Genomic DNA, 23,730 nt, shown 5'->3' with positions numbered 1-23,730 from the left:
GGCCACACGGACCGAACCATCACCACGACGCCGAGTTCTCGAACCGGATCGGCAACGACTCGACGCCGTAGATGAACGAACTCCGGACCGGGGTGAGGTCGGCGTCGGCAACCTCGACCGCGGAGATTCGGTCGGTCAGTTCGTCGAGCACGACGTTCGCCTCTAGGCGGGCCAACGGCGCGCCCAGACAGTAGTGACGCCCGTGGCCGAACCCGAGGTGGGAGTTCGGGGATCGGCCGGGGACGAACGAGTCGGCGTTCGCGAACTGTCGCTCGTCACGGTTGGCGGAGCCGAGCCAGACGACGACACCGTCGCCGGCTTCGAGCGTCTCGCCGCCGATTTCGACGTCTTCCAGCGGCACGCGGGTCATCGCCTGCACCGGGGCTCGGTACCGGAGGACTTCCTCGATGGCGGAGGTGAGCTCCCGTGCTCCGTCGGCAAGGCTGTCGAACAGGTCCCCATCGTGGGCGTCGAAGCAGCGGACGGCGTTCGTGATGAGATGTGTCGTCGTGATGTTCCCCGCGATCAGCAGCAGCATACACATCCCCAACGCCTCGCGGTGGGAGAGCTTCCCACCCTCTCCCTCGGCGGTGGCGATCGTGGTGAGGAGGTCGTCCTTGGGGTTCTGCCGTCGGTCTTCCAGTTGCTGGAGGAAGTACATCGCCATCTCCTGACCCGCTTGACGCTGCTCCTCGACGAACGACTCCGGGTCGACGCCGCTGTCGGCGCCCCGAACGATGGTGTCGGACCAGCGCTTGAACCGGTCGCGGTCCTCTCTCGGGATCCCGAGGAGGTCGGCGATGACGATAACCGGGAGCGGGTAGGCGATGGCGTCCACGAGGTCGAGTTCGCCGTCGGCGCCGGCGAGCGCCTCGTCGAGCAGCTCACTGGTTAGCGTCCGGATCCGTGGCTCCAGTTCCCGGATCGCCCGCGGCTCGAACGCATCGTCGACGACGCTCCGAAGCTCGTCGTGCCGGGGCGGATCCTGCAGCAACATCGTGTCCAGCAGGAACCCCTCGTCCTCGGGTGGCTCCTCGAAGCCGTCGATGTTCCGCGGGCTCGTCGAGAAGCGGCCGTCGTCGTTGGCGAGGATCTCCTTGACGTGGTCGTACCGGAAGACGTCCCACGTGCGACGGTCCGGATCGTAGCGAACCGGCGCCCGCTCGCGCATCTCGGCGTACCACTCGAAGGGCTCGAGCCACGCCGCTCGGTCCTGCAGTTCCGCCGGGAAGGTCTGGAGCCCACCGATGTCGGCTGCACTCATGGGGAACAGCTTCGACGGGGCCGGGGAAAATTACGCGGCGCCTACGCACCCGATCGACACGAACCCGACTCGGAACGTGATCGGTTCCCCGACACCCATCTCCGGCGCCGTGTCCGGCGAAAAGCCCGCACGGCTTGCCGGCAGCCGTAGGGTTGGGAACCGGGGCCGCCTCGATCCGAGTAATGGCCAACAGCGTCCGTGACGCGTCGAGTGAAACTGCGACCGTCGTGGGGCTCATCAGCGGCTCACAGTACGTCAATCACGCCTACCTGGTGCTGTTCCCGCCGATACTGGCTACACTGTCGAGTGAGTTCGAGGTGTCGTTGACGATGCTCGGTATCGCCATCGGCGTCCAAGGCGCCTCGAACACGGTGTTCCAACTCCCGTTCGGCTGGCTCGCCGACGCCCGGGACCGGACCATCGCGTTCGCACTCTCCTCAGTCGCAGGCGCGCTCGGAGTGTTGGTTGTCGCCGTCGCCCCCGACTTCCCGGCACTCGTGCTCGGGCAGGTGCTGATCGGCGTCGGCGTCGGCGGCCACCACCCGGCCCACTACCCGCTGCTCTCGGACGCGACGCCCGACGGGCTCCGCGGGCGGGCGTTCTCGGTCTACGGTGTCGGCGGGGCGCTCGGCTTCGCCACCCCACCGGTGCTGTTCAGCCTGTTTACCAACGTCGGGCTGACGTGGCGCCACGCCGTCGGCGTCGTCGGCGGGGTCGGCCTCCTTTACGCGCTGGTGGCGACAGCGATTCTCCGGTTCGTAGTCGGCGACGACGTGACAGGGCCAAACGTCGGGACCGCAGCGGCAGACGACGACGCCGCGGACGAGTCGCTGTCGACCCGCGCTGTCGCCGCGCTCCGGGCGCTGGCGAACTCGCCGGGGATCATGGGGCTCACGCTCTTGGCGCTCCTGACCTCGACGGCGTCGTGGGGGGTGAACACCTACGCCGTCGTCTTCCTCGACCGAGTATACGGCGTCACCCCGGAGACGGCGAACCTCGCACTCACGGGGATGTTCGTCGTCGGCGCCGTCGCCATCGTCCTCGGCGGGGACCTGACCGACAGGATCGCCCCTGGCCCGGTGATGGTCGCGAGCTTCGCGGCGGTCACGGGCTTCGTTGCGCTACTGGCGTCCGGCCTCATCCCGGGGATCGTCGCCGTGGCCGCGCTGCTCGGCGTCGGTGCGGCCCGCAGTCTCGCCGGTCCGGCCCGTGACGGCCTGACCGACGACCTCTCTGCCGACGACACGGTCGGGACGAACTTCGCGGTGGTCAGCGTCGGGGTGATGCTCGGCGGCGCGATCGCCCCGCCGGCGTTCGGCTACATCGTGGACGCCAGCGGCCCGACCGCGGCGTTCGGCGGGATCGCCGTCGTCGCGCTCGCTGGCGCACTCGTGACAGTCTGGTTGGCGACGGTCGTCGCGGAGTGATCTCGCCTGGGTCCGTCCACGACCGGGCGGTCTCTCAGCGAGGCACGGGTTCGGAGTACAGAGGGGGCCGCCACAGAGGTACACCGAAAGCGGTCAATTACTGAGCGGGAACGTGACGGTACACACCGTCCCGCCGTTCTCGACAGCGTCGATAGCGAGCGTCCCGTCATGGGCCTCGATCAACCACTTTGCGAGCCAGATACCGGTACCCGACGAGTGGACAAGTGGCGTTTCGGCCTCGCCTCGCAGGACACGAAGTTCGGGGCGGGGAATCCCCGGCCCATGGTCTCGGATACGGATCACGACCGACTCCTCGGTCGAGTGTTCGGTGCTGACGACGACTGGACTGTCGGCGTCGCCGTGTTCGACTGCGTTTTCGAGGAGTTCGACGAGGCCGAGAACGACGCCGTCAGTCGCGTCGATCAGAGTGGACCGAGGCGCATCGGCGTTGATCTCGAGGGTGTACGACGCCACGCGGTTCGAGAGTTCACGCTCACAGTCCGCCAAGAGATCGGCCACGGTTCGGGGGGCGGTCTCGGTGAGTTTGACGAGGGACGCCGACCGACGGGTCTTCTCGGCAGTCTCCAGCAGCCCCTCCATCCGATCGACGATCTTTGCGGTCGCATCCGAGACTGACACCTCCCCACGCTCGAGCAACCCAGCCTGCCCGAGCACGACGTTCGCATGCGTCCGGAGGTCGTGTCGGAGGATTCGGTTCATGACTGACAGCTGTTCCCGCTGTCGCTGGAGTTCGTGTTCGCGTGCTCGCTCCTCCGTGATGTCCTGTACCGTCGCGATGACGTGTTCGACGTCGCCGGTGGCGTCGATGAGCGGGGCCGCGTTGACGCGAAGCCAGATACGAGTGCCGTCAGCTTGGCGAATCGCGTGCTCGGCCCCGATGATCGGCTCCCCGGTCCGGAACACGCGTGCGACGGGCAACTGCGCCGTCGGGATGGCGTCGCCGGCGGCGTCCGTGATCTCCCACTCCTCGGCGGCGAACGATCTGGAAGCGATCTCGGACTCAGCCCAGCCGAGGACGTCACTGACTGGGTCATTGACTCGGACCAGTTCGCCCTCGGCGCCAACGACGACGATGCCGACGGGGCTCGTATCGAAGAGTCGCTCCTGGAACTGACGTTCCTGTTCGAGTTCGTCCCTCGTTCGCTGCCGGGCCATGACGGTCCCGATATCCATCGCGATCGTGGTGATCGAGTCGATGAACCGGGAATCGGTGTCCCGCGAGTGGCCCAGGAAGAACGCCAACACCGCGACCACCTCCCCGTCAACGGCGATCGGGACGGCGAAGGCCGTCCGGAGGTCGGTCGATGAAACCGCTTCGCGCCGGGCGAACGTCGAGTCGGGAACGTCGGCAAGGTCCTTGATCCACTCAGGCTCGTTGCGCTCCCAGACACGCCCGGGAAGCCCTTCGCCTCGTTCGAACCGGGTCTCCGCGGTCACGTCGCGGAAGGTGGCGTCGACCGACCCGCTGTAGTACGTCGCTTCCGGGCTCAGAGATCCGTCGTTGGGTACCCACGCTTCCCCGTAGACGATCTCGCTCTCGGCACAAACGACTTTGAGTACGTCTTCGAGAGCGTCGTCGAACGATGTCGCCTCGGCCGCGATCCGCGTCACCGTCGCGAGCAGTTCCCGCTCCTGCTGAGCCCGACGTTGCTCGGTGATGTCGTGGTAGTAGATCGAGAGCCCGGTGTCGGACGGGTACGCACGGACACCGGTCCACATGTCGACCGGCTCGAAGTACGCCTCGAAGGAGACCTGTTGCTGTGTCTCCATCGCCTGCCGGTAGTACCGTTCGTAGTCGGTACCGATCGCTTCCGGGAACGCCTCCCAGAACACCGACCCGAGGAGGTCGTCCTTGACGGAGTCGGTCAGTTCGAGGGCGCGGTCGTTGACGTAGGTGATGCGCCAGTCGGTGTCGAGGGCGAACATCGCATCGTTGATCCGGTCGAGGACCTCGTCGAGCTCGGAGCGTAACTGTTCTCGCTCGGTGATCTCGATCGCCTCGGCCAACACCGAGACGACCTCGCCGTCGTCGTCGGTGACAGGGCGAACCACGCAGTCGAACGTGCCGACCGCACCGTCGCTTCGACGGTGTTCGGCCTCGAACCGGGTCGACTCTCCCCGTCGCGCGCGTTCGATCGCGCCCTCGACGACGGATTGGGGCGTCGACGACTCCGTCCACCACGGGAGTTCCCAGAACGGCTCACCCTCGACCGCCCCCTGTGTAGTGTCAATGTACTCTAAGGCGGTCCGGTTGGCCGTGAGGAGGTGGCCGTCCCTGTCGAGGACGCCGATGAACGTCAACGGGTCCTGAAAGATCGCGTTCATCTGGCGTTCGGTTGCCCGGAGTTCCGCCTCCCGAGTGAGGCGCTCACCGATGTCGCGCCCGACCCCACAGACGTAGCCCTGTTCCCACGCTTCCCGATCCAACCGAGTGGCAGTGAACTCGTGGGGGAGCCGCTCGCCACGTTTGGTGGCGAGATGCGCCTCAACGATCACCCGTTCACCCGAGAGTGCTCGTGAGAAGGCTGCCGAGATGGTGTCGCGGTCTTCGCCGTCAAAGAAGTCCGTCGGTTCCATCCCGGCGAGTTCGGGATCAGTGTAGCCAGTGACCTCCGAGAGGGCTTCGTTCCACCACCGAAGCCGACCGTCGGCGTCGAAGAGATAGATCACGTCGTCGATCTCGTTCAGCCCGGCGAGCCCGACGGTGTGAGGGAGTTCGGTCCCGCCAGCGGGCTCCCGGCGGGTCAGGAGCCCAGCGAAACGCTCTGTGTACAACGGGAGCCACTGATCGTCGAGCGTGTGGATGTACTCCGTTGCACCGGCCTCAAGCGCCGTTGACGGCGAGAGCAACTGGTCCGTATCGACGACGACGCAGTCCACCCCCACGTCCCGGGCAACGTCGACCGTTTCCCGCCAGCGGCCGTCCCGAGCCTCGACGGGCACGAACAGCAGGTCGGGGGGACAGCTGTACAGTAGTTCTGCGGCGGCAGATGCTGACTCGGCAGCCCGAGCAGTGATCCGTGAGTGAGTTCCCTCAAGTCGTGTGAGGAGGGGTTCGATCTCGCTGGCGGGGGTTGCGGCGAGAATCATCGCCGGGTCTGTAGGCAGGGACATGTAAGTGGAGGGCGAAGTCGTTTCTGCTAACTCTCTTCTCCCTGAATTCCCCACGGTAATGAAGGTGTACCATACGATCATGCATCGAAGGGGGACGAGAGTCGGACGTGGAGAGGGGTCACAACAGGGGCCCCGTTCCACTACAGCCCCCGGACGAGCTGGACGACGCCCGCGGTTTCTAGCCCCATCCAGACCAGGAACGCGCCGTACAGGACGAGGAAGGCGTACGCCTCGGGGTTCGAAATCTCGAGGCCGGTCCGTGCGAAGACCATGAACACGAACGTCGCCACCCCGAGGAACGCCATCAGGGGGACGGCGACGAGGAAGTTCACAGTCGTCGCGCCGGCGATGAGCACCCCAATGGGGATCGCGACGAGGAGATTGAACGTGTTGCTCCCGAGGACGTTCGTGAGGCTGGTGACGCTCTCGTTTCGCCGTGCCGCCCGGACGCTGACGAACGTGTCGGGGAGGCTCGTCGCGACGGCGATAACCGTGACCCCCCAGAGGAACGTCGGTGTGTCGAAGAACGCGCCGAAGTCGAGCACCCCACGCACGATCCCCTCGACGCCGACGGCGATCACCGCGAGGGAGAGGAGGAGCCGGCCCCACTCGCGTGCCGGCGCGATGTCGACGACCTCGAGATCGGTGTGCTCCTGGACGTCTTGGTAGTGGAGGAAGACGTATACGGCGTACGTCAGCAACGGGAACACGGCAAGCGCCGGCGTCAGCACCGCCGCTTGGTTCGTGCCGCCGGGAACGTAGGTCGCGCCCAGAGCGAACGTCACGAACAACACGAGGATGCTGATGATGTAGAACTGTGCGTCCTTGTGGACGAGGTCGCGAGTCGAGTCGAGGCCGTCGCTGAAGAGCGTCGAGAGCGCCGGGATCACGAGGAGGTTGAAGATGGCGCTCCCGACGATGGCGCCGACGCCAAGCGAGAACTCCCCGTGGAGGGTCGTGCTGATCACGACCGAACTGAGCTCCGGAAAGCTCGACCCGACGGCGACGACGACGGCCCCGTGGACGGCGACCGGGAGCCCGTAGTGTTTGCTGAGCCGCTCGGCCGACGCCTCGAGCGCTTCGCTCCCCTTCCAGATCACGCCCGTTGAGACGACGACAAACAGAGTGGCGACGAGGAGCGTGTTCACGGCCCGCCCCTACGCAAGACGCGTCCCGCGTGTCCGGCAGATCGGCGCTGAGTCATTGTTCTACCCCCCTATTCCCGGGACCGGAGGATAAACCGCACATTGTCCTCGAAACGGACGGTATCGGGGGTTTAGAGTCCTTCTCCCGTCGAAATACTCCGAATAGCGCTCGACGAAGGATACGGCGCCGAGGAGGCTTACAGGGCCGTTTTTCGGGCGGTTCGGGCGTTAGCGAGCCCCCCCTCCCCTCAGGAGACGTCCCGGACCTCGGCGCTCGGGACCGCTCGCTTGACGCTCTCGATGCCGCGTTGGGCGCCCTGTTTCGAGACGTACCCCTCACCGCTGGCGGCGATTATCTCCTCGTTCGTCGCGACCAGTCGCCACCGCCACTCGCCGGCGCTGTCCGTGTAGAGTTCGAAGCGTGGCTTACTCGGCACAACCGGCGTAGATTCGGCGGCACCATACGGATTCTGGTCGTCGATACCCGGACCCGGCGTTCGCGGCGGCCGTCGTGGCGCCCCTGATTCGGGCCCGAGGCGTGGGAATCCGACCCATACGTTCATTACCACAGTAGAACATGCATTTAGGATGGCACGAGACAGCGAGACGTATCGACGGCTCCGCCAGTTCAACGCCGTGATGGCCGTCCTCCACTTCGTCCAGGGGGCGCTGATGGTCTACCTGAGCACCACGCTCAAGTGGACCATCACCGTCACCAGCCTCGAGTTCGACCCCACGAGCCAGCGGCTCACACCGGCGCTCGAACCGTGGACGACCATCCAACTGTCGTACCTCGTCGCCGCGTTCCTACTGCTCTCGGCGCTCGCTCACCTGCTCATCGCGACTGTCCTCTACGACTCCTACGTGAGCTACCTCGAACGCGGCATGAACCCGTACCGCTGGTACGAGTACTCCGTCAGCGCCTCCGTCATGATCGTCGTCATCGCGATGCTCGCCGGCGTCTGGGACCTCGGCACACTCGTCTCGCTATTCTCGCTCGTCGCCGTGATGAACCTCATGGGGCTGATGATGGAACTCCACAACCAGACCACCGAGACGACCGACTGGACAGCCTACATCATCGGGACCTTCGCCGGCCTCGTCCCCTGGGTCGTCATCGCCATCACCATCGTGGCCACCATCCTCGGCAGCGACGGCGGTGGTCCACCGGACTTCGTGATCGTGATCTACGTCAGCCTCTTCGTGTTCTTCAACCTGTTCGCGATCAACATGGTGCTCCAGTACCGCGAGACCTGGAAGTGGGAGGACTACCTCTTCGGCGAGCGGACGTACATCGTCCTCAGCCTCGTCGCGAAGTCACTGCTGGCGTGGCAGGTGTTCTTCGGCGCCCTCAACGCCCCGGTGTGAACCGCCTCGGGGTCAAGCCCCGAAGGGGTCGCCTTGGCGATCTGTAGACCCGGAGAATCGAAGAGCACCTACTGTCGGGTCTCTGACCGACCGTCGAACAGTGAAGTGAAGCGTGTCAGCAGTGCGAGTGCGATAGCGATGCCGAGCATCGGATATTCGACGTTGACGACCGCCCACTTCAACGCTTCAGAGCGGTTCATCAGGGTGATCAGGACGGTCGCGTAGTCGTCGGGGTTCGTGTAGATGAGGATGACCCAGAAGTTCTCCAGAGAATCGAGAAGTCGAGAGAGGACCGTCAACCACATCCCGATCTTCGGGGCCAGGGCGAGCCGGTCGTGGCCCGCTAGCGTCTTCAGGGAAAGCGAATGGAGTGAGAAAAACAGGAAGAACCCCGCGACGATAAAGACGTAATCGAGGACCGAGAGCAGGATCACGGACTCCATGACCGGTTCGAACGCTCGCAGTATCGTGTCTACTTCCGTCCGAGTCGTCGCAGCCTGCAGGTCTGCCGTGGAGTAGCCAGACGTCTCGATCCGGCGAGTCACCGGGGCGAACCCCAGCGCGATCACCCCCACGAAGGTGAAAAACGATACAGCGGCGACAGCGCTGTGGGTTTTCGTGGAGAGTGTATTCGCGTATCGTTCGACGGGCCGAAAGAGTGCACCCAGCCGTTGCATACAGGGATCAACGTTCGCTCACGTTTCTGTTAACCGGTAATCGCGTTCGCGCTCTCGCTTCTCAGTGAACCGCCTTCGGGGGCAAGTCCCGAGGCACTCGGCCTGCCCCGCCTGTAGAACTCAAGTACGCGAAACACTCTCGGTGTCCAACACGGTCCCCACGAATCCATACAGGCTTTGGGCACGAGCGGCATGCAGGATACCCGACTCTACCCGAGGTCGAACCGCTGTCCCGGCTCGACGACGCCGGCCCCCGCCTCGCGGAGGGTCGCTGATTCCGGCGAATCGGCGTCGAGCACCGGGTTCGTGTGGTTGAGGTGGGTGAAGTAGACGTCCGTCTCCGAGAGCGGCAGCGCCGCGAGTGACTCCTCGATCGGCGGATGTGGGACGTCCGCCTGCCCGCTGACCTCGTCGGTCCCCCAGAACGTGCCGTCGAGGACGGCGATGTCGGCTGCCTCGATGCGAGCGAGCGTTCGGTCGTCCCAGTCGTCGATGTCGGGGACGTAGACGAGCGACCGGGAGCCACGGAACTCGAGGCCGAGCGTTCCGGTCCCGAACTCGTCCCGGTGGGGGACGGGGAACGGCCGCACCTCGCCCTTGGGGAGGTCGATCGTGCCGTCGGCGCCGACGGGGGTGAGGTCGACGTTCCCGTTCGAGACGAGCTTGGTGAACGGCTGATTGGTCCGGACGAACTCGGCGAGCCCCTCGGTGCAGTAGACCGGAAGCGCGTCGGCGTCAAGGACCTCCCGCCCGAACTGCAGGATCCCGGGGAAGTGCCCGAGATGAGCGTGTGTGAACACGACGCCATCGACGTCGCCGACGACTTGATGACGAACGTCCATCGAGGCGTCGACCAACAGCGACTGTCCCGCATCGACGCGGAGCGAGGCCGGGTAGCGTACGGCAGTCCGGTCGCTTCGAGCGTCAGTACAGCGCGAACAGCTACAGCCGAGGTGGGGCACGCCCCCGTCCTGTGCCGTCCCTCGAACGTGGATCTCCATCGTCCGTATGCGTCCCGGCGGGCCGGTATAGTTCCACGCGATCAGCTTGGTGAAACCCGAAGCGTGTGCGTCGGGACCGAGGAACGGGACTCGAGCGCTAATGCCTCCTACCGTTGGATCCCCGTCTCCGTCGCGTTCCCGGCCACTGCAGTTGTGTCGAGAGTCGGCGGGCAGCGTGCTGCATAGAGAGAACAGTCAGCACAACACGGGTGTTTTCGTCCGCCTCGTTTCGTACTCAACTTCGTACCGTTGTTCGCCGGTTTCTGAATCCGTGAGTCGTTCCCCGATTCAGCAACCGAAGGGGGAGTTCGAAATACGACGACAAGGGTCCGAGAGGGGTTCGCCGTTTCGAGAGGGCTCTTGATCAGTTCTCGTCCCGTTCGGCACTTCGAGCCGAGTTCTCGCTCCCCTCACCGAGACGACGCAGAAGCGATGCCGCTCCGCCCGCACCGAGAAGTGTGGAGACGACGCCAAAACCCGGCCCCTCGGTCGTGGTCGTGGGCATCGGCGTCTCTGTCGGCGTCTCCGTCGGGGTCGGGGTCGGGGTCGGCTCTCTGACGAGGAATGACTCGCGTGCTCGACCCCAGTTGTCGTGTTCGTTCTGCACCCACAGTTCGACGGTCCACTCGCCGGGCGTCGGCGGCTGGAACGACACCGGATCTTCTGCGTCCCGCTCAGGGTCGCTCAGGCGAGCGCGTTCCTCGCTGGGGGTCGTCACGAACCAGTCTGTCGCCTGGAGGTCTACCGTCTCTGGGACGACCGGACTGAGTTCGACGGCGGAACCGACGAGAGTGGGCGACTCCGGCATGTCGATATCGGCGGTCGGCGCCGATGTCGTGTCGCGCTGTGACCCCGGCTCGAGCCGGTGGAGCCGGTTGTTCGCCTCTAACACCCAGATGGCGCCGTCGACCACGACGATTTCGCCGATCGGTCCGTAGCGGTCGGTCAAATAGCTGTACCGCTGTCTCCCGTTCTCGGTCCGGAGTGCGACCACTCCGGGGTTGAGTTGCTCGCTGTGCCCGATGAACACCAACCCGTCGGCGACGGTTGGTGGGGTACCTGGCGTTCCGGGTAGTTTCGTCTTCCACCGCAGATCACCCGTCTTCGAGAGACAGATCACGGTACTATCGGAGTTGACGATGTAGACGGAGTCGTTGGTGACGGCAGGCCTATGTTGTGCCTCTTTGCTCTCCGTCTGGTACCGCCAGTCGATCTGCCCGTTCGACTTGTCGAGTGCAACGACATCCGTGTTCTCATCTCCGTACCCTTGGCCGTACCGTTGCCGCGTCGCGTACACCCTCTTGTCGTCGGCAGCTGGAGAGCCTATGATCGGTCCCCTGATCTTCGTCGTCCACCGCTGACTGCCGTCGTGTGTGTACGCCGCGATCGTCTGCCAGTTCGCGGCGATGTACACACCAGTGTCGTCGACGACCGGACTGGTCCGAAGCATCCGGTCCGGCAGTTCCGATTGCGGAACCTCCCACTCGATGGTGCCGTCTGTCGGATCGACAGCTAATAGGGCTCGATCAGTACCGGTGTACTGGACCGCGCGACTGGCTACGTACACCGTGTCGTCATACCACTCCGGTGGCATCCACACGGCACCGGGGACGCGTTGTCGCCACCGTTCCGTGCCGGAAGTGGTGTCGATACCGAACAAGATTCCCTTCTCGCTCTCGCCATCGATCCCGCCGACGACTGCCGTGTCGCCTCGAACGGTGATCCCACCTCGGAACCACGCGGCCGCCTCTTTCGGCCCGAACTGCCAGGCTGTCTCTCCGGTCGCCCGGTTGACGGCGACGACGCCACCCTCGACGGCGTCGTGGTCGAACCCACCGGTGTAGTACACGTGCGACTCGTCGGCTGCGATTGTGCTGTACCGATAGGCCCAGTACCACCAGTCGTCGATCTCATCGCCGAGACGCTGAGTCGCGTCCGCGACGGGTTCGAGGGAGGTTGCCTGTGCGCCCTCAGTCGGCACGGAGGCCTCCGGCTTGTAGCCGGAACTCCGCGTATCGCCGCCGAGACTCCGCCACAACTCCGACCCCGTCGCTGGGGACTGCTCGCTTCGCACGGTGGTAACACCGGCTCCGAGCGCGAGCGAGAGTGATAGCCCTTTCGACAACAGTTCTCGTCGTCTCACGTGGCATTGCTTAACAGTTGAACACTAAGTTTTGACGGTTCATAATCATGTCCAAGTCAGGCCGAGTCATTCACTAGGACGGACCGTGCGGTGTATCTCACTTGGTGAGCACAAGGTAGTTCAGGGAAGTGAGGATAGCCTGCTCTATGAGCACCGACACGCCGGCCCATGTCGACGACCCGGCTGCGGCCCAGACAATCACGCTCACCCTCTCTGAAGATGAGGAGTGGTGGGTCGCCCGTGATGAGGAAACGGCCCTCTCCTCACAGGGCCGAACTCGGGGAGCTGCGCTCGATAACCTCGATGAGGCGATTGCGGGGTTCCATGGTGAAGGCCACGCGCCGACCGAGGAAGAACTCCGAGAGATCGGGGTCGACCCGGAAAACAACGAAAGCGGGTCTATCGAAGACTCGGAGATCTTCGAGTGACGGCGCGGCGGACGTTTTCTGGCATGAAGGTTGTGAAGGTGATGGTCAACAGCGGTATCTGGGTTTCAGACGTACCCTCGTGGGGTTGAAGCTAAGACCCTTGCAGATTTGAAACGAGGCATCGCCGATGCACGTGAGTCACTTTGGCGGTCACCCTGAGCTGTGGGCCCATCGTCGCCAGCTGGAGACACGCAGGCTCGTTGCAGCGACTGCTGTCCATCGTCAACGCGCCTTATCGACAAGCGCTGGGAAAACGTTGGCCCCATCACCTGGCACGTCACCACTAGCGTCAGTAGGTCTGCGGTGGCTGCTCGAGAATATCGAAAATCTCTCGAGCGCGATACTCCTTATTGCGCCCCTTCCCGGTCACTTCCTCGAGAACGCCTTCATCAACGAGCGCGTTGATCGCTCGCGACGCCGTCGGTTGCTTGACATCGAAGAGTCGTTGCACAGTCTTGCTGGTGATGTACGGCTGTTCGAAGAGCTTCACTGCGAGTTGATTCTTGGTGTAGGATTTGCCGCCGTACGCGTCGTCGTACCGACGCTTGAGGCGGGTGAGCGAGAGTGTTCGATCAACGGACTCACGAGCCTGTCGGGCAATACCCTCGATAAAGAACGATAGCCAAGCCTCCCAATTGCCATTGTATCGAACGCCCTCCAACCGGTCGACGTACGTTGGCTTGTTTCGATTGAAGTATTCACTGAGGTAGAGGTTCGGGCGTTCGAGATAGCCAGCATCGTACAGTTGGAGCGTGATGAGGAGCCGTCCGAGACGACCGTTCCCATCCCCGTACGGATGGATCGTCTCGAATTGGTAATGGAAGAGCGCGATATCGACGAGCGGGTGGTAGCTTCCGCCAGTTCTGTAGTAGGTGAACAGCGCATCCATCAACCCATCAACTTTGTCTGGAACGGGTGGGAGGAAGTCACCGATATGGTTCGGTTTCGTCTTGTATGCGCCAAGAGTGCCGGTATCAGCCCGATCGTCTGGAACGCCAGTGAGAAGCGTCTCGTGGAATTCGTGCAGCCGTTCAACGGTTAACGCGTCGTCCCGGTCGAGTGCCTCGATACCATCCTCGATAGCGTCTTCGTAGTTGAGGACTTCCTGCGTGTCCTTCGTTTGGGCCGTCGTGGATTCAACACTAGTCTCGTCCTCGCCGGCGTCAAAGGAGCGCGTTTCGAGACTGTAGAGAGCGTCATAGTCAACATCGGCGCCTTCGATTTCCGCGGATTCCATGGCTTCCTTACGGAGGAGTGACGTGTAGAGTACTGGTGGGAAGTCGAGTTCGAGACTCACTCCACTGAGTTTCCCGAGCCAGAATGTCGCTTCCGAGAGCGTCTCGTAGAAATCATCCCCGAGATCGAGCTCTCGAGATGGCGGCAGCGGATCCGGCTTGTAGTAGGACCGCCGCCCATAGGAGATCAGTTCGCCAGGAGCGTTAGAATCGAGTTCTGGCTGTCGCATGCATACTCACCCAGTAAACCCGCGCACAAAATCAATCTACTGGGTGCAAATGAATGGTTGAGCCGCTATGATCGACTAAGTATGAAAATAAAACAGGTGATTGCATTCAATGCGGTCGTATGGTGGCGTGGATACAAAACTCAAGGACAGCCCGATAATTGGTCACCCTCACCCCCTCCGGAGGATTCGATTCCCAATACCAGACAAAGCTACTTGCTGCCAATCACCTAACTAGAACACCATGCGCTGGCGTATCCTCACCGCTGACTTGCTGAGTATCGCTGCCGGGATTCTTTCAGTGATATTGTTCCTCATCACGCCCGCAATCGGTATCCTGGCGGTCATCGCAACTGCCACCAGCATCGGGACTGCAGCGTACGCACTCCTATGGGCTGGCATCCGACTCGCTGCCCACTACACAATCACACCGAAACTCGGCGTCGGCTTCCAAAAGATGGAAGGCGACCTTGCACTGGTGATCTCAAACGCCTCTCCATTCCCTGTTCTACTGGATGCCACACAGCTCCATTACACGCCGTCCATGCTGTCGATCGACTACCCCGAAGGGGACGTCGAAGAGTACGACGCACTCTCGATGGAGGCCGAAACATTCGACCCACGACTGTCTTACCTCCAAGAGCGACGTGAGGAAGTGTTCCGGTGGAACGCGTCGGTCATGAGCGCCAAAACGGGAATGACGACGATTGGTCTCGACCTCTCACCGCCACCCGATGGTGGGAAGCCCATCATCCCACTCCTGTACGTGCGTCTATACTCCGATATCCGGCCAGCAGACATCCCATGGCTCCCGTCGATTGGTCTCCTCAATCGCCTATATGAGCCAATCCCACTGCAACCTGTCACCTATCGGTTTGAACAGGAGATGCCGGACCTCTGGGACCGCATGCCCCCAGAGCCGTTGGAGGGCCCTGAGTACGATTGGCCGGATATCTACCACCGTGACGATGAGGACAGCGATGACGACGATGAGAACGACAACGGTGACAGCTAGTACGGCGTTGATGCCTCGTCACCGAGAAGCGAGTGGTGGATCTCGATATCGTCGTACTGTGCGACTGGGCGCTGTGAACAGCTGGAGACAGTTTCAGTCGTTCAATCCGGTTTATACGGATTCACGGCTGTATCGAGCCGATAGACATCATCGACAGCGTCGAAATCATCGTCAAACGCATAGAGATAGCCGAGACCCTCAGTCTGCATGTACGCGACGATGCAGGCATCGACAAACGAGAGTGACTCGTGCCGTCTGAAGAGGGCTTTTCCTGTCGTTCTTGCGTCGGAGCTCAGCGACTCGATGTGGAAATGAGAGTTCTCCTCGACCCGATCGAGCAAATCAACCGCAGCATCGTGACCTGCATGGGTTGTAAGCCCATTCAGGGTTTCTGCAAGCACGAAGTCCAACACAACCGCTTCGGGGAGTGACCCATCGTCGACGCCGCGAAGAACCGGTAGCGCTGCAGAATGAGCGTTGTCACGGCGGTACGTCGCTGCAAATAGGACGCTGGTGTCTAGTAGCGCTCGCGGCATCTACCCGGCGTCGACGCCCCAAGCGTCGTGGTCTGTGGTCACGTCAGTCTCCTCATCTCCATCATAACCGTCGAAGTTGGCGAACGTTCCCGTCTCCTGTTGGACAACCTCAACGCGAAGCGTCCCGTTCTCGACATGCCATCGGAGGTGGTCACCGTCGTCGATATCGAGTTCCCGTCGGATTCGGGCAGGGATGTTCGCCTGGTTCCCTGAGACTTTGCTTTCAGCGTCGATGCGATCACTGCTCATAGCACAACATGGTGGTGGTCGGTGAAAAGCCTAGTGTGCCGGTACACTAGCGACGCTCTTCACAATTCATGAAATCACTTGTTTACGGTTTTGTCCGGCAGACATCTCGGGTTACCCAGTTCCAGCATGATCACCTCGCAACACCGTCGCCGGTGATCAACTCTTTGATCGTGACACTCGCTTCCGAGGAGTCGATTACCGCAACCAACGACAACGACTCCCGAAGGCGGGATGTCGTGAGCGTCACTTGGTTCCAAAGTTAACCCATCAGGAATTCTGATTAAAGGGTGTGGCAATTGAGAAGTAGCATAAATTACCACCGATCACACAGCGCTCTAAGCAAACTTTGGACGCACATGCTTAGCTAAGGGGGAAATGGAGAACTGCAAGCACACTGGTGGACCAGGCTTTGCCGGTGTAACCGAGAAAACCCTACTCTAGCTTCGCTTCGTCCAGGTACTTACAGTCGCCAGGGATTATCGGCCGACCATGGTATTCAATCAGCGTTCTTTCGAGGTTATCGGTAGCTTCCTTCCCCTCATCAAGGATTCTGCCACCCTCAGAGGCTGCCTCGTATGGAGCATTGTCTCTGATTTGCTCGAATACGTGGTTCATCACCTCCATACCGTCCTTCTTGACCTCCGTCCGGAGATCATGGATGTCAGCTACTTCGTCTTCGGTCACGTCAGCCGCCAAAATTGAGAAACTTCGTCCTCCCCCAACTTCGATTTGGAACCAGATCTTAGATTTCTCAGGGTGCTCTCTCGCCGTCGAATTTTCGACTTTTGTCCTTCCTTTCTCAACTGCGTCGTCAATGAGCCCCCTATTTTGCTCGACAAGAAGGTCGAATATCCACCCTGACAAACGGTCGGTTTCCTGTATTGTGTATCTCTCGTATTCTCCCTGAATCTCTACCTCGAAGTCGTTCTCGAAATCACCTCGTGTCTCATTGAACTCCTGCTCCAGTCTGAGCAACTTCTCCACAATCTCTCGCAGATCTGGAGCATGGTTTTCGAGCAGGTCTTCGAGGTATCGGTCTCCACGCAGGCGCTCTGGAATCACGTGGAAAGTCTGGTCCATCGGGAATGCCGCCGAAAAAGCTGCACTAGCGGAATTGAACGATCTAGACCCAATAGTGGGTGTATTCAACGTTGGAGTATCGATCGGGGAATCGCCGACTTCCCGTTCCGGATTTCCATGCCAGATCTCGACGCGCTTTCTGAGAGTTTCTGAATGTTGCTGCCTCGCTTCCCGGTTCACTTCTTGCCTCATCAGATCACTCTGTCCCTCCATGATCGTTGCCTGGCGCGAGTATAGGATTACCAAGGCTGCAGAAAAGAGCCCGGAGATGGCGAAGTCTAGAATCGTCAGCCCAGAGTCTCCAAACCCTGCCCTCACGAGGATGCCCAAGGCGATCAGCACCGCTGCTACCACAACAAAGGTCAGAATGGATCTGAAGTCAATATCGAAGATATCGGGGGACTCACCCGGCATATCCGTAACGAGTGAAGAACTCACACTTATCGGTTCGGAAGTATGCTAGGAGCCTTCGGGTGAACCGTTGTCTGTGCCCGCTTTCCGATACAACTTCCATGCGAAGTACGGAACCGAAATCGGCCACAGCAATACCCATACGGAGATCTTGATAAGCCACCATGTCGCCCAGAGCAGAGTCCCAATCAATGAGGGGGAGTCGTTCTTTGGGACTGTCCCGTCACTATCCATCTCGTTGGGACTCCACTTGTTCAGGGTTCTCGAAACATGAGAATCCGAACAACCGACGGCCTCGGCTATCTCGGTGTTCTGCCAGCCTGGGTTCTCTTTGGCCTTGTTTAATATCGCTTGTTGGGTGGGGGTCAGTTGCTTCCGATCGCTCACAGTAGTTTGTATACTAACGAATCATGACTTATCGCTTACTCATCCAGTAAGGCATCTGCATAGAGCCCTTCCCTTCACCTCTCCCGAATCCAGCAGCAATACGTCCGATATATGTATCGTGACCAGAAATGAGGCTTCAGATGAACGTCACGGATGCCACCACACGCCGCCGACTCCTCTATGGGTTAGGAATCGGTGCTTCTGGGGCGGCTCTTTCGTCTCTGTCTATCGGCCGGGCATCTTCGCGGCAAGCGCCGGCCAGACAGGTTGATTCTGACGCAAGTGACTGGCATGAGTTCCAGCGAACGACTGCCAATACAGGAGTTGCAACAGCATCGACACCATTGCAGTCACCCGTGGAAACCAAATGGCGTGCCTCTACGCTAGGCGCAATCGCGAGTGCTCCTGCAGTTGTTGGGGACTCTGTCTATCTCGGGAGCGAAGATGGCAAGGTCTACAGCGTCGATCGAGAGGATGGCTCTATCCAATGGGAGTTCGAAGCGGAAGGCGGAGTGAGGGCGGGAATCGCAGTACGTCAAGGTCAGGTATACGCAGGTGACAACACCGGCCAGCTCTATGCGCTCAGCACCGACGGTGCTGAATTGTGGTCGTACGCCAGTCCAGACGCCGCTCTCTATCACCCGATCACGGCAACGAACGACTATATCGCGTTCCTTGGAACTGGTGGAGCCGGCGACTTCCCACACCTACATGTCCTCAACCATGACGGAGAGGAAGTGTACATTGCGGGTCCGTTTGGGGTCGCAGACCGAGATGTCACCGCGTTCCAGCCAGTTTCGCCAGCTATCGGTGGGGATACAGTGTATGTTCCCGCATCAGATGGTCTGATTGCGATCGATGTTCAAGAGGCGGAAGTAGTCTGGTCTGAAGGAGCATATCTGACGAGCTCTCCAGCACTCAGCGAACGCTCGCTCATCGGGTCCAGTTTCGGTGGCATTTCATCAGCTAGCACGTCAGATGGGAGTACTTCGTGGAGTTACGGGATCTCAGATGACGAAGTCTACTTTAACGAGTCGATGTCCTCTGCTGTGATTGGCCGAACCGTAGTGACAGCGGCTAGCGATCGGGATAACGAGGTTACCTACGTATATGCGAACGACTTCGTCGATGGAGATCTCAACTGGAAGGCTCGAATATCCGCAAATACGAACGCGTCTGTCGTGGCGGATGAAACGTATGCGTACGTAGCAGATCTGAGCGGAACAGTCCACGCCTACAACATAGACACGGGCGCAGAGGCATGGACGCTAGACCTGGAGACCAACGTCTGGGGAGAACTCGCCGTTGCTGACGGTGTACTGTACGTTCCGGGGGCAGATGGATACCTATACTCGATCCATAACGCACCACCAAATGAGCCACCGACACCGGCATTCAAAGTCTCGCCAGCATCTCCTGTCGTCGGCCAGACTGTCGAGTTCGATGCGACAGCAAGTAGCGACGACGAGGAGATCTCCCGATTTGAATGGGATTTCGATGGAAACGGGGTGGCTGATGCGACCGGCCCGACAGTACAGCACGAATTCGAATCCGCCGGCGAATTCGAAGTGATGCTGTCGGTGACTAATACTGATAGCTCCACACAGTCGGTGACAAAATCGGTCACTGTGCAAAAAGCAACACCAACCTCCTCAAGAGACACACCAACTGAAACAGGGTCTGAGCGCCCACCAGACTCGGCAACGGACACCAGCTCGGCCACCACACAGCCCCCAGAGAGCTCCGCTCAGAGCCAGTCTCTCTTCGGAGCGGAAAGAGGACTGTTCTTCCAGGGGGATGGACTGCTTGAAGGACCGATTTCTGCGTGGGTCCTGTCTGCAGTCGGGTTTATTGTCTCGATCGTTGGCGTCGCGTACACCGTCCTGAAGGACAACTAACAATGGATAACGAATCTCTATCCGACCAACCTGAAGAGAGTCAGGCTAACGAGCCGGTCGAACTAGTCCCACTCGAGTCCGGTAGTGACTCTGAGCCGGAAGCGAGCTCTGCTTTGTCAGCAGGGCTTCTTGCGACGATGAGCACTCGACTGAGTCAAGTGTTCGAACATCATGTCCTGCTTTGGAGTTTCCTCAGTGGGTCTCCGTTCGTCGTTGGGGGAGGCGTCTTGCTAGCGGGCAATACGCCCCTTCCAACAGAGATCGGCTACCTGCCGCTCGTTATCGGCTTGGCCGTCTGGGCTGGCGGAATCGCTACGGAGATATCGTCGCCGCCAAATCCGCGAACATACCAAGATGAGAGCGTCCTCGCAACGACAACGCCGACAAAGCGAGTCGCCACTATCCGTGGAACAGTCGGGATGACGCTGGTACTCGGGGGCGTCGTGATTTTCTTCGATCCCTCGGTTCCGCTAGCCTATCCGGTTGCACTGATGCTTCTCGGACTGTATGCCTACGCAACGGGGATGGTTCAGTTCTGGATCAACTCTCTCACCCGATATTACCTTACGAGCCAACGTTTCATACAGAGCTATCGGTTGCTGAGCGTCCGAAGTAAGGCGATTCCCCTCTCACGAATCCAGGCGACTCAGGAAAGCCAGACGGCTATGGAGCGGTTGTTCGGTATCGGTCACGTTGTGATCGAGTCTGCTGGTGAATCTAGTGCGTCCCGCATTCGGGCGCGAGCGATCAAGCACCCGTATGCCCTTGCAGAGTCGTTACAATCGGAAATCCGGAGCTCAGAACAGTAACGAGAGTCGGCCGTTTCGACATTCCGGTTCTCGTGGCCCTTTGTTGAGCGAGCCATACCTCGCATCACAAGCTTCAGACTTGGTTCGTATATGCCGAGGTGTCCTTGTACTCGTCAGGAAGGTCACCAATGCCCCACCCAACGCCGGTCGTCTCGATGTAGTAGTACTTGCGGTCATCCACCTCCCAGAAGTAGCCTTGGAGTTCGTCGTCGCCGTAAATTTCTCTATGGGCGAAACCTTGCCACCAATCACGTCGAATACGCTGAAACGGACCCATCGACGCGCTCAGATAGTTGAGCCTCGATGTCCGACCGACGGAACCCAACAGGCGCCAGCACTGACTCGGCAGCTCGGCACAGCTGATTTCGGTAGAACACAGTATCATACTCCGATGGCTCCTCATGCACGAGGGCAACCCTCTCTCGGCCTGACGTCTCGTCGTCGACGACGACGTACGCCACGTCCTGCCCGGGATGCGTTGCCAGCCCCTGATCCGACGCCCGCTCCAAGGCAGCGACGTTCTTCGTCGTTTGTGTGTACTCATCGACGCGTTTCGAGACGCGGTTGGTGATCGCCAATCGCGAAGGCTCTATCTCCCCCACCTGCAACCGTTCGATGAACTCACGGAGCCGTTCACAGACTGCTTCAGGAGACCGTGTCCGCCCGAATTCCTTCATCAGCGTCAGCTGGGCGTCGACGATGAACGGCGGTGTCGACCGCTGCCGGGCCTCGATCCCGCGTCGCTTGTAGCTTGATGCTTGATCGGCGGGAGCACCGGCACGCTTCCCGAAGTAGCGGGTGAGAGCCCCCACACTATCGTTTCGTCGTGGGCAAAACGCGATCCAGTCATAGGTGGCCTCGTACTCAAGTTCAATCTCGGCCGTGTCGGAGATTGCCCTGATGACCGTCTCCAGATCCGTTTGCTCTCGTCCGTCCATCGGCGTCACCCAGAGTGAGTCAACGATCCCGTGGACAACTCGCCAGCCATGCTCTTCGAACGTCGCCTTGGCGTCGAGGATTATCTCTCGGGCGAAGGCGTTGATGGCTTCGTGGCACTCGATCCGGCCGAACTTCGCGTTCGAGAACCCTTGATAGCCAAAGCACGAAACGAGGATCCACTTGATCGCCGCCGATGCCCCTTCGAGTTCGTCGACATCGCCATCTCCCTCGCGGATACGGCGCTTGATCTCGTCACGGTCGTCGATGAGTGGCCGGAGCACATCGGGTAGATAGCCTGGTTCCGGACAGATGCTGTACCCAAGTCCCGGAACGTCTTCTCGTTCTGGGTGACAGTCACAGCAGACTGTTTCGGGCGAGATGTTCCGTGTACACATGATGTTCGGATAGAGGCTCGAGAAGTCGACTTCGTACACATCCTCATGGACGCCGACGTCTGGCGAGAACGTGTAGCCACCTCGGTCGGCTGCATCAAGCGTTGCAGCGGTCTTGAAGAACTCCGGGCGCCACGCCCGCCATGGAACGAGTACGTCTTGAGCAAGCGCCTCACGGATCTGAATCGCGGTGAGGATGTTCCCGATGCTCGCCCATGCGGCCTCTTGGAGGGGCTTTTGGGAGCGCTCAACGAGATCCAGAATCCCGTGCAGGTTGGTCTCGGTCAGGAAAAACGAGTTCGCGGCGTCGGCGACCACCCGGCCCGGAACGTTGTACCGCGCGGGTGAATGGCCGATCTGCCCGTAACTCTCGTAGGTGCTTGCCGTTGCTAACTGTGTGTACCCTGGCTCTCGGCCCAGACGGAGCGTTCCCTCGGCGGCGTCGAACAGTTCCGGGATGACCTGGGCAGAAGAGACATGCAATACGTCCGGATCAGTCTCCTCGATCAGTCTCTCTACCTGTCGGACGATTGTCGACGGCGAGCGCTCCAAGCAATGAGTCTCTCCACCCGGGGTTGTCACCGTCATAGACTCGATACCTCCAGACTTGGTGATGGGCGGTGTGTCTAGCTCCATCACCGTCGGCGCTCGGTCGGGTGTCGGGTCCGTTCCCGCCTCCAGACAGTAGCGAAATTCGCGTGAGAGGTCGACGTTGAAACAGCGGTAGGTCCCGGGTCTGCCGACATCGGCGATCGTCGACGCCAACCGAGGGATACTCCCCAGCGTTGACACTTCGATGGCCAGCATCGCTGTCTCGTCGTGACGCCAGCCAGGACGGTGCCGTTCTTGACTGACTGCGGTAACCTCTGGATGAACAGCAATCGACTCGGCGATCTCCGCAAGTGAACCACCCTCGGTGGCGACGTAGAACCGCGGGTGATAGGTCACTTCCTTTCGCGTCACTCCTGAGTCGGTTAGCGACCACTCGACAGCCGTGCTGGAGTCCGGAAAGTCGATACAGTACGTCATTCTTCGAGTCCCTTTGCGTCCTCGAGGGCGGCGATACGGCGTTCCTGAGCCAGAATGATCGACACGAGGACGAGGTCGAGGTTCCGACCAGTGTTCTGGTAGCCGGCCGCATCGGCGTAGCCCGCCGCCTGTTCCCAGAGGTGGTCGAAGTGTTCCTGATCGCGGCGCCGGAGTGCTCGCCGATAGTCGCTCCAACGATCCTCAAGGTGGCGAAGGTTGTCGCGATACGTGGGGTTAGACCGTCCCACGAGCAAACACCCCCTCAGTAAGCGTCGCTGTCTCGTGGATCGGCTGTCGAGCCTCGAGTATTCCCTGCCAAAACGCGATCGTCGTCTGGACCCACTCGCCGTCGAGTTCGTAGACTAGCGTCTCGAACTCCTCGCCGACGAATCGCGGCCCCATCGACGTTTCTCGGACCGTTAGCGACGACGACGCCGCTGCCTCAAGCGGCTCGCTGAATGCATCCGCCTTGGCTCGGGTACAGAGGATCGGGACCTCGTGGCGTCGGGCGACGGCCGCCAACTGGGCGATCGCCCGCACAAGCATCTCTTGGCCACCGGACCCGTGGACATCGTCACTCCGGTAATGAGAATCAATAGCTGGAAGAACGATCACAGCCGTCTCGTCGTCAACATGGCCCTCGAGATCCTGAATGAGTGCCGTATGCTGATACGGGGTGAAGCCTCGGGCGACATCGACGCGATCGAGAACGCGTCGGTCAGGAGCGACGTCGGCCAGCGTGTCTGTGGTACAGTACCGGCCAGTCCCGACCCACACTCCGTGCCCACGTTCGAGCAGGAGGTGGTCCACCATGAGTGTCTGCAGCGGGAGCCGGGCATCACCGTCTGACTCAAGCAGGGTGATACCCTGTTCGAGAGAGGGGAGCTCAGGGATGCTGTACGACCTGCCGTTCGTGGTGTTTCTCCGGGCCATCG

General features: G+C 61.0%; 22 protein-coding genes. 6 read left to right on the top strand and 16 right to left on the bottom strand.

Features of this window, described 5'->3' with window-relative positions:
- Positions 1 to 19 precede the first annotated feature (19 nt).
- Positions 20 to 1,264: a cytochrome P450 gene (locus NO998_RS15520; protein WP_267648203.1), complete on the bottom strand. Its 1,245-nt coding sequence runs from the start codon at positions 1,262 to 1,264 to the stop codon at positions 20 to 22.
- A gap of 182 nt (positions 1,265 to 1,446) precedes the next feature.
- Here NO998_RS15520 and NO998_RS15515 point away from each other — a divergent pair, with 182 nt between their 5' ends.
- Positions 1,447 to 2,691, top strand: coding sequence for an MFS transporter (locus NO998_RS15515; protein WP_267648202.1), 1,245 nt, complete (start codon positions 1,447 to 1,449; stop codon positions 2,689 to 2,691).
- A gap of 93 nt (positions 2,692 to 2,784) precedes the next feature.
- On the opposite strand, the gene NO998_RS15510 is transcribed toward NO998_RS15515, so the two are convergent.
- The 4 genes from NO998_RS15510 to NO998_RS15805 form a co-directional block, all read right to left on the bottom strand.
- The gene (locus NO998_RS15510) at positions 2,785 to 5,826 is read right to left on the bottom strand and encodes a PAS domain-containing protein (RefSeq protein WP_267648201.1); all 3,042 of its coding nucleotides are present in this window, start codon (positions 5,824 to 5,826) and stop codon (positions 2,785 to 2,787) included.
- Positions 5,747 to 5,911 (bottom strand): hypothetical protein, encoded by a 165-nt coding sequence (locus NO998_RS15870; protein WP_379822363.1) that lies wholly within the window; start codon positions 5,909 to 5,911, stop codon positions 5,747 to 5,749. The genes NO998_RS15510 and NO998_RS15870 overlap by 80 nt, the downstream gene beginning before the upstream one ends.
- A gap of 55 nt (positions 5,912 to 5,966) precedes the next feature.
- Complete coding sequence (locus NO998_RS15505) at positions 5,967 to 6,974, bottom strand: sodium:calcium antiporter (protein ID WP_267648200.1); 1,008 nt, start codon at positions 6,972 to 6,974, stop codon at positions 5,967 to 5,969.
- Between the two features lie 245 nt (positions 6,975 to 7,219).
- The gene (locus NO998_RS15805) at positions 7,220 to 7,408 is read right to left on the bottom strand and encodes an HVO_2922 family protein (protein ID WP_267648199.1); all 189 of its coding nucleotides are present in this window, start codon (positions 7,406 to 7,408) and stop codon (positions 7,220 to 7,222) included.
- 151 nt (positions 7,409 to 7,559) lie between these two features.
- On the opposite strand from NO998_RS15805, the gene heR reads away from it, so the two are divergent.
- The gene (gene heR / locus NO998_RS15495) at positions 7,560 to 8,339 is read left to right on the top strand and encodes a heliorhodopsin HeR (protein WP_267648198.1); all 780 of its coding nucleotides are present in this window, start codon (positions 7,560 to 7,562) and stop codon (positions 8,337 to 8,339) included.
- Positions 8,340 to 8,407: 68 nt separating this feature from the next.
- On the opposite strand, the gene NO998_RS15490 is transcribed toward heR, so the two are convergent.
- The 3 genes from NO998_RS15490 to NO998_RS15480 all read right to left on the bottom strand — a co-directional run bounded on the left by NO998_RS15490 (position 8,408) and on the right by NO998_RS15480 (position 12,091).
- Positions 8,408 to 9,016, bottom strand: a complete 609-nt coding sequence (locus tag NO998_RS15490; RefSeq protein ID WP_267648197.1) for a hypothetical protein — start codon at positions 9,014 to 9,016, stop codon at positions 8,408 to 8,410.
- A gap of 209 nt (positions 9,017 to 9,225) precedes the next feature.
- The gene (locus tag NO998_RS15485; protein ID WP_267648196.1) at positions 9,226 to 10,017 is read right to left on the bottom strand and encodes an MBL fold metallo-hydrolase; all 792 of its coding nucleotides are present in this window, start codon (positions 10,015 to 10,017) and stop codon (positions 9,226 to 9,228) included.
- A gap of 364 nt (positions 10,018 to 10,381) precedes the next feature.
- Entirely contained in the window at positions 10,382 to 12,091 is a 1,710-nt protein-coding gene (locus NO998_RS15480) for an outer membrane protein assembly factor BamB family protein (RefSeq protein WP_267648195.1), read from the bottom strand.
- Positions 12,092 to 12,306: 215 nt separating this feature from the next.
- On the opposite strand from NO998_RS15480, the gene NO998_RS15475 reads away from it, so the two are divergent.
- Positions 12,307 to 12,588: a type II toxin-antitoxin system HicB family antitoxin gene (locus NO998_RS15475; protein WP_267648194.1), complete on the top strand. Its 282-nt coding sequence runs from the start codon at positions 12,307 to 12,309 to the stop codon at positions 12,586 to 12,588.
- Positions 12,589 to 12,877: 289 nt separating this feature from the next.
- Here NO998_RS15475 and NO998_RS15470 read toward each other — a convergent pair whose 3' ends face one another.
- Positions 12,878 to 14,053: a Fic family protein gene (locus NO998_RS15470; RefSeq protein WP_267648193.1), complete on the bottom strand. Its 1,176-nt coding sequence runs from the start codon at positions 14,051 to 14,053 to the stop codon at positions 12,878 to 12,880.
- A gap of 241 nt (positions 14,054 to 14,294) precedes the next feature.
- On the opposite strand from NO998_RS15470, the gene NO998_RS15465 reads away from it, so the two are divergent.
- Entirely contained in the window at positions 14,295 to 15,065 is a 771-nt protein-coding gene (locus NO998_RS15465; RefSeq protein ID WP_267648192.1) for a hypothetical protein, read from the top strand.
- A gap of 101 nt (positions 15,066 to 15,166) precedes the next feature.
- Here the strand turns inward: NO998_RS15465 and NO998_RS15460 are convergent, their stop codons facing one another.
- From NO998_RS15460 to NO998_RS15445, 4 genes are all read right to left on the bottom strand, one after another.
- Positions 15,167 to 15,601, bottom strand: coding sequence for a PIN domain-containing protein (locus NO998_RS15460; protein ID WP_267648191.1), 435 nt, complete (start codon positions 15,599 to 15,601; stop codon positions 15,167 to 15,169).
- Entirely contained in the window at positions 15,602 to 15,850 is a 249-nt protein-coding gene (locus NO998_RS15455) for an AbrB/MazE/SpoVT family DNA-binding domain-containing protein (protein ID WP_267648190.1), read from the bottom strand.
- 432 nt (positions 15,851 to 16,282) lie between these two features.
- Positions 16,283 to 17,344, bottom strand: coding sequence for a hypothetical protein (locus NO998_RS15450; protein ID WP_267648189.1), 1,062 nt, complete (start codon positions 17,342 to 17,344; stop codon positions 16,283 to 16,285).
- Positions 17,345 to 17,389: 45 nt separating this feature from the next.
- A complete protein-coding gene (locus NO998_RS15445; protein ID WP_267648188.1) occupies positions 17,390 to 17,728 on the bottom strand; it encodes a helix-turn-helix domain-containing protein in 339 nt (112 codons plus the stop codon).
- Between the two features lie 140 nt (positions 17,729 to 17,868).
- On the opposite strand from NO998_RS15445, the gene NO998_RS15440 reads away from it, so the two are divergent.
- Both NO998_RS15440 and NO998_RS15865 read left to right on the top strand, forming a co-directional pair.
- Complete coding sequence (locus NO998_RS15440; RefSeq protein WP_267648187.1) at positions 17,869 to 19,626, top strand: outer membrane protein assembly factor BamB family protein; 1,758 nt, start codon at positions 17,869 to 17,871, stop codon at positions 19,624 to 19,626.
- 2 nt (positions 19,627 to 19,628) lie between these two features.
- Positions 19,629 to 20,435 carry a PH domain-containing protein gene (locus NO998_RS15865; RefSeq protein ID WP_379822355.1) on the top strand — a complete coding sequence of 269 codons (807 nt, stop codon included), beginning with the start codon at positions 19,629 to 19,631 and terminating at the stop codon, positions 20,433 to 20,435.
- 248 nt (positions 20,436 to 20,683) lie between these two features.
- Here NO998_RS15865 and NO998_RS15435 read toward each other — a convergent pair whose 3' ends face one another.
- The 3 genes from NO998_RS15435 to NO998_RS15425 are packed head-to-tail and all read right to left on the bottom strand — an operon-like array spanning position 20,684 to position 23,608.
- Positions 20,684 to 22,795: a type B DNA-directed DNA polymerase gene (locus tag NO998_RS15435; protein ID WP_267648186.1), complete on the bottom strand. Its 2,112-nt coding sequence runs from the start codon at positions 22,793 to 22,795 to the stop codon at positions 20,684 to 20,686.
- Positions 22,792 to 23,043, bottom strand: a complete 252-nt coding sequence (locus NO998_RS15430; RefSeq protein ID WP_267648185.1) for a DUF8156 family protein — start codon at positions 23,041 to 23,043, stop codon at positions 22,792 to 22,794. Before NO998_RS15430 ends, NO998_RS15435 begins: the two co-directional genes overlap by 4 nt.
- Entirely contained in the window at positions 23,030 to 23,608 is a 579-nt protein-coding gene (locus NO998_RS15425) for a hypothetical protein (protein ID WP_267648184.1), read from the bottom strand. The genes NO998_RS15430 and NO998_RS15425 overlap by 14 nt, the downstream gene beginning before the upstream one ends.
- Positions 23,609 to 23,730 lie beyond the last annotated feature (122 nt).

It is taken from the genome of Halolamina litorea, from assembly GCF_026616205.1.
In the GTDB taxonomy this organism is placed as follows: Archaea; Halobacteriota; Halobacteria; order Halobacteriales; family Haloferacaceae; genus Halolamina; species Halolamina litorea.
The sequence above is the reverse complement of the archived record's forward strand: the minus strand, read 5'-3'. Positions and strand labels throughout refer to the sequence as shown.

Excerpts from the sequence above, each read along its gene's own strand:
- NO998_RS15520 (WP_267648203.1), bottom strand. The coding sequence starts at position 1,264 with ATGAGTGCAGCCGACATCGGTGGGCTCCAGACCTTCCCGGCGGAACTG.
- NO998_RS15515 (WP_267648202.1), top strand. The coding sequence starts at position 1,447 with ATGGCCAACAGCGTCCGTGACGCGTCGAGTGAAACTGCGACCGTCGTG.
- NO998_RS15510 (WP_267648201.1), bottom strand. The coding sequence starts at position 5,826 with ATGTCCCTGCCTACAGACCCGGCGATGATTCTCGCCGCAACCCCCGCC.
- NO998_RS15870 (WP_379822363.1), bottom strand. The coding sequence starts at position 5,911 with ATGCATGATCGTATGGTACACCTTCATTACCGTGGGGAATTCAGGGAG.
- heR (WP_267648198.1), top strand. The coding sequence starts at position 7,560 with ATGGCACGAGACAGCGAGACGTATCGACGGCTCCGCCAGTTCAACGCC.
- NO998_RS15490 (WP_267648197.1), bottom strand. The coding sequence starts at position 9,016 with ATGCAACGGCTGGGTGCACTCTTTCGGCCCGTCGAACGATACGCGAAT.
- NO998_RS15485 (WP_267648196.1), bottom strand. The coding sequence starts at position 10,017 with ATGGAGATCCACGTTCGAGGGACGGCACAGGACGGGGGCGTGCCCCAC.
- NO998_RS15475 (WP_267648194.1), top strand. The coding sequence starts at position 12,307 with ATGAGCACCGACACGCCGGCCCATGTCGACGACCCGGCTGCGGCCCAG.
- NO998_RS15470 (WP_267648193.1), bottom strand. The coding sequence starts at position 14,053 with ATGCGACAGCCAGAACTCGATTCTAACGCTCCTGGCGAACTGATCTCC.
- NO998_RS15465 (WP_267648192.1), top strand. The coding sequence starts at position 14,295 with ATGCGCTGGCGTATCCTCACCGCTGACTTGCTGAGTATCGCTGCCGGG.
- NO998_RS15460 (WP_267648191.1), bottom strand. The coding sequence starts at position 15,601 with ATGCCGCGAGCGCTACTAGACACCAGCGTCCTATTTGCAGCGACGTAC.
- NO998_RS15455 (WP_267648190.1), bottom strand. The coding sequence starts at position 15,850 with ATGAGCAGTGATCGCATCGACGCTGAAAGCAAAGTCTCAGGGAACCAG.
- NO998_RS15450 (WP_267648189.1), bottom strand. The coding sequence starts at position 17,344 with ATGCCGGGTGAGTCCCCCGATATCTTCGATATTGACTTCAGATCCATT.
- NO998_RS15440 (WP_267648187.1), top strand. The coding sequence starts at position 17,869 with ATGAACGTCACGGATGCCACCACACGCCGCCGACTCCTCTATGGGTTA.
- NO998_RS15865 (WP_379822355.1), top strand. The coding sequence starts at position 19,629 with ATGGATAACGAATCTCTATCCGACCAACCTGAAGAGAGTCAGGCTAAC.
- NO998_RS15435 (WP_267648186.1), bottom strand. The coding sequence starts at position 22,795 with ATGACGTACTGTATCGACTTTCCGGACTCCAGCACGGCTGTCGAGTGG.
- NO998_RS15425 (WP_267648184.1), bottom strand. The coding sequence starts at position 23,608 with ATGGTGGACCACCTCCTGCTCGAACGTGGGCACGGAGTGTGGGTCGGG.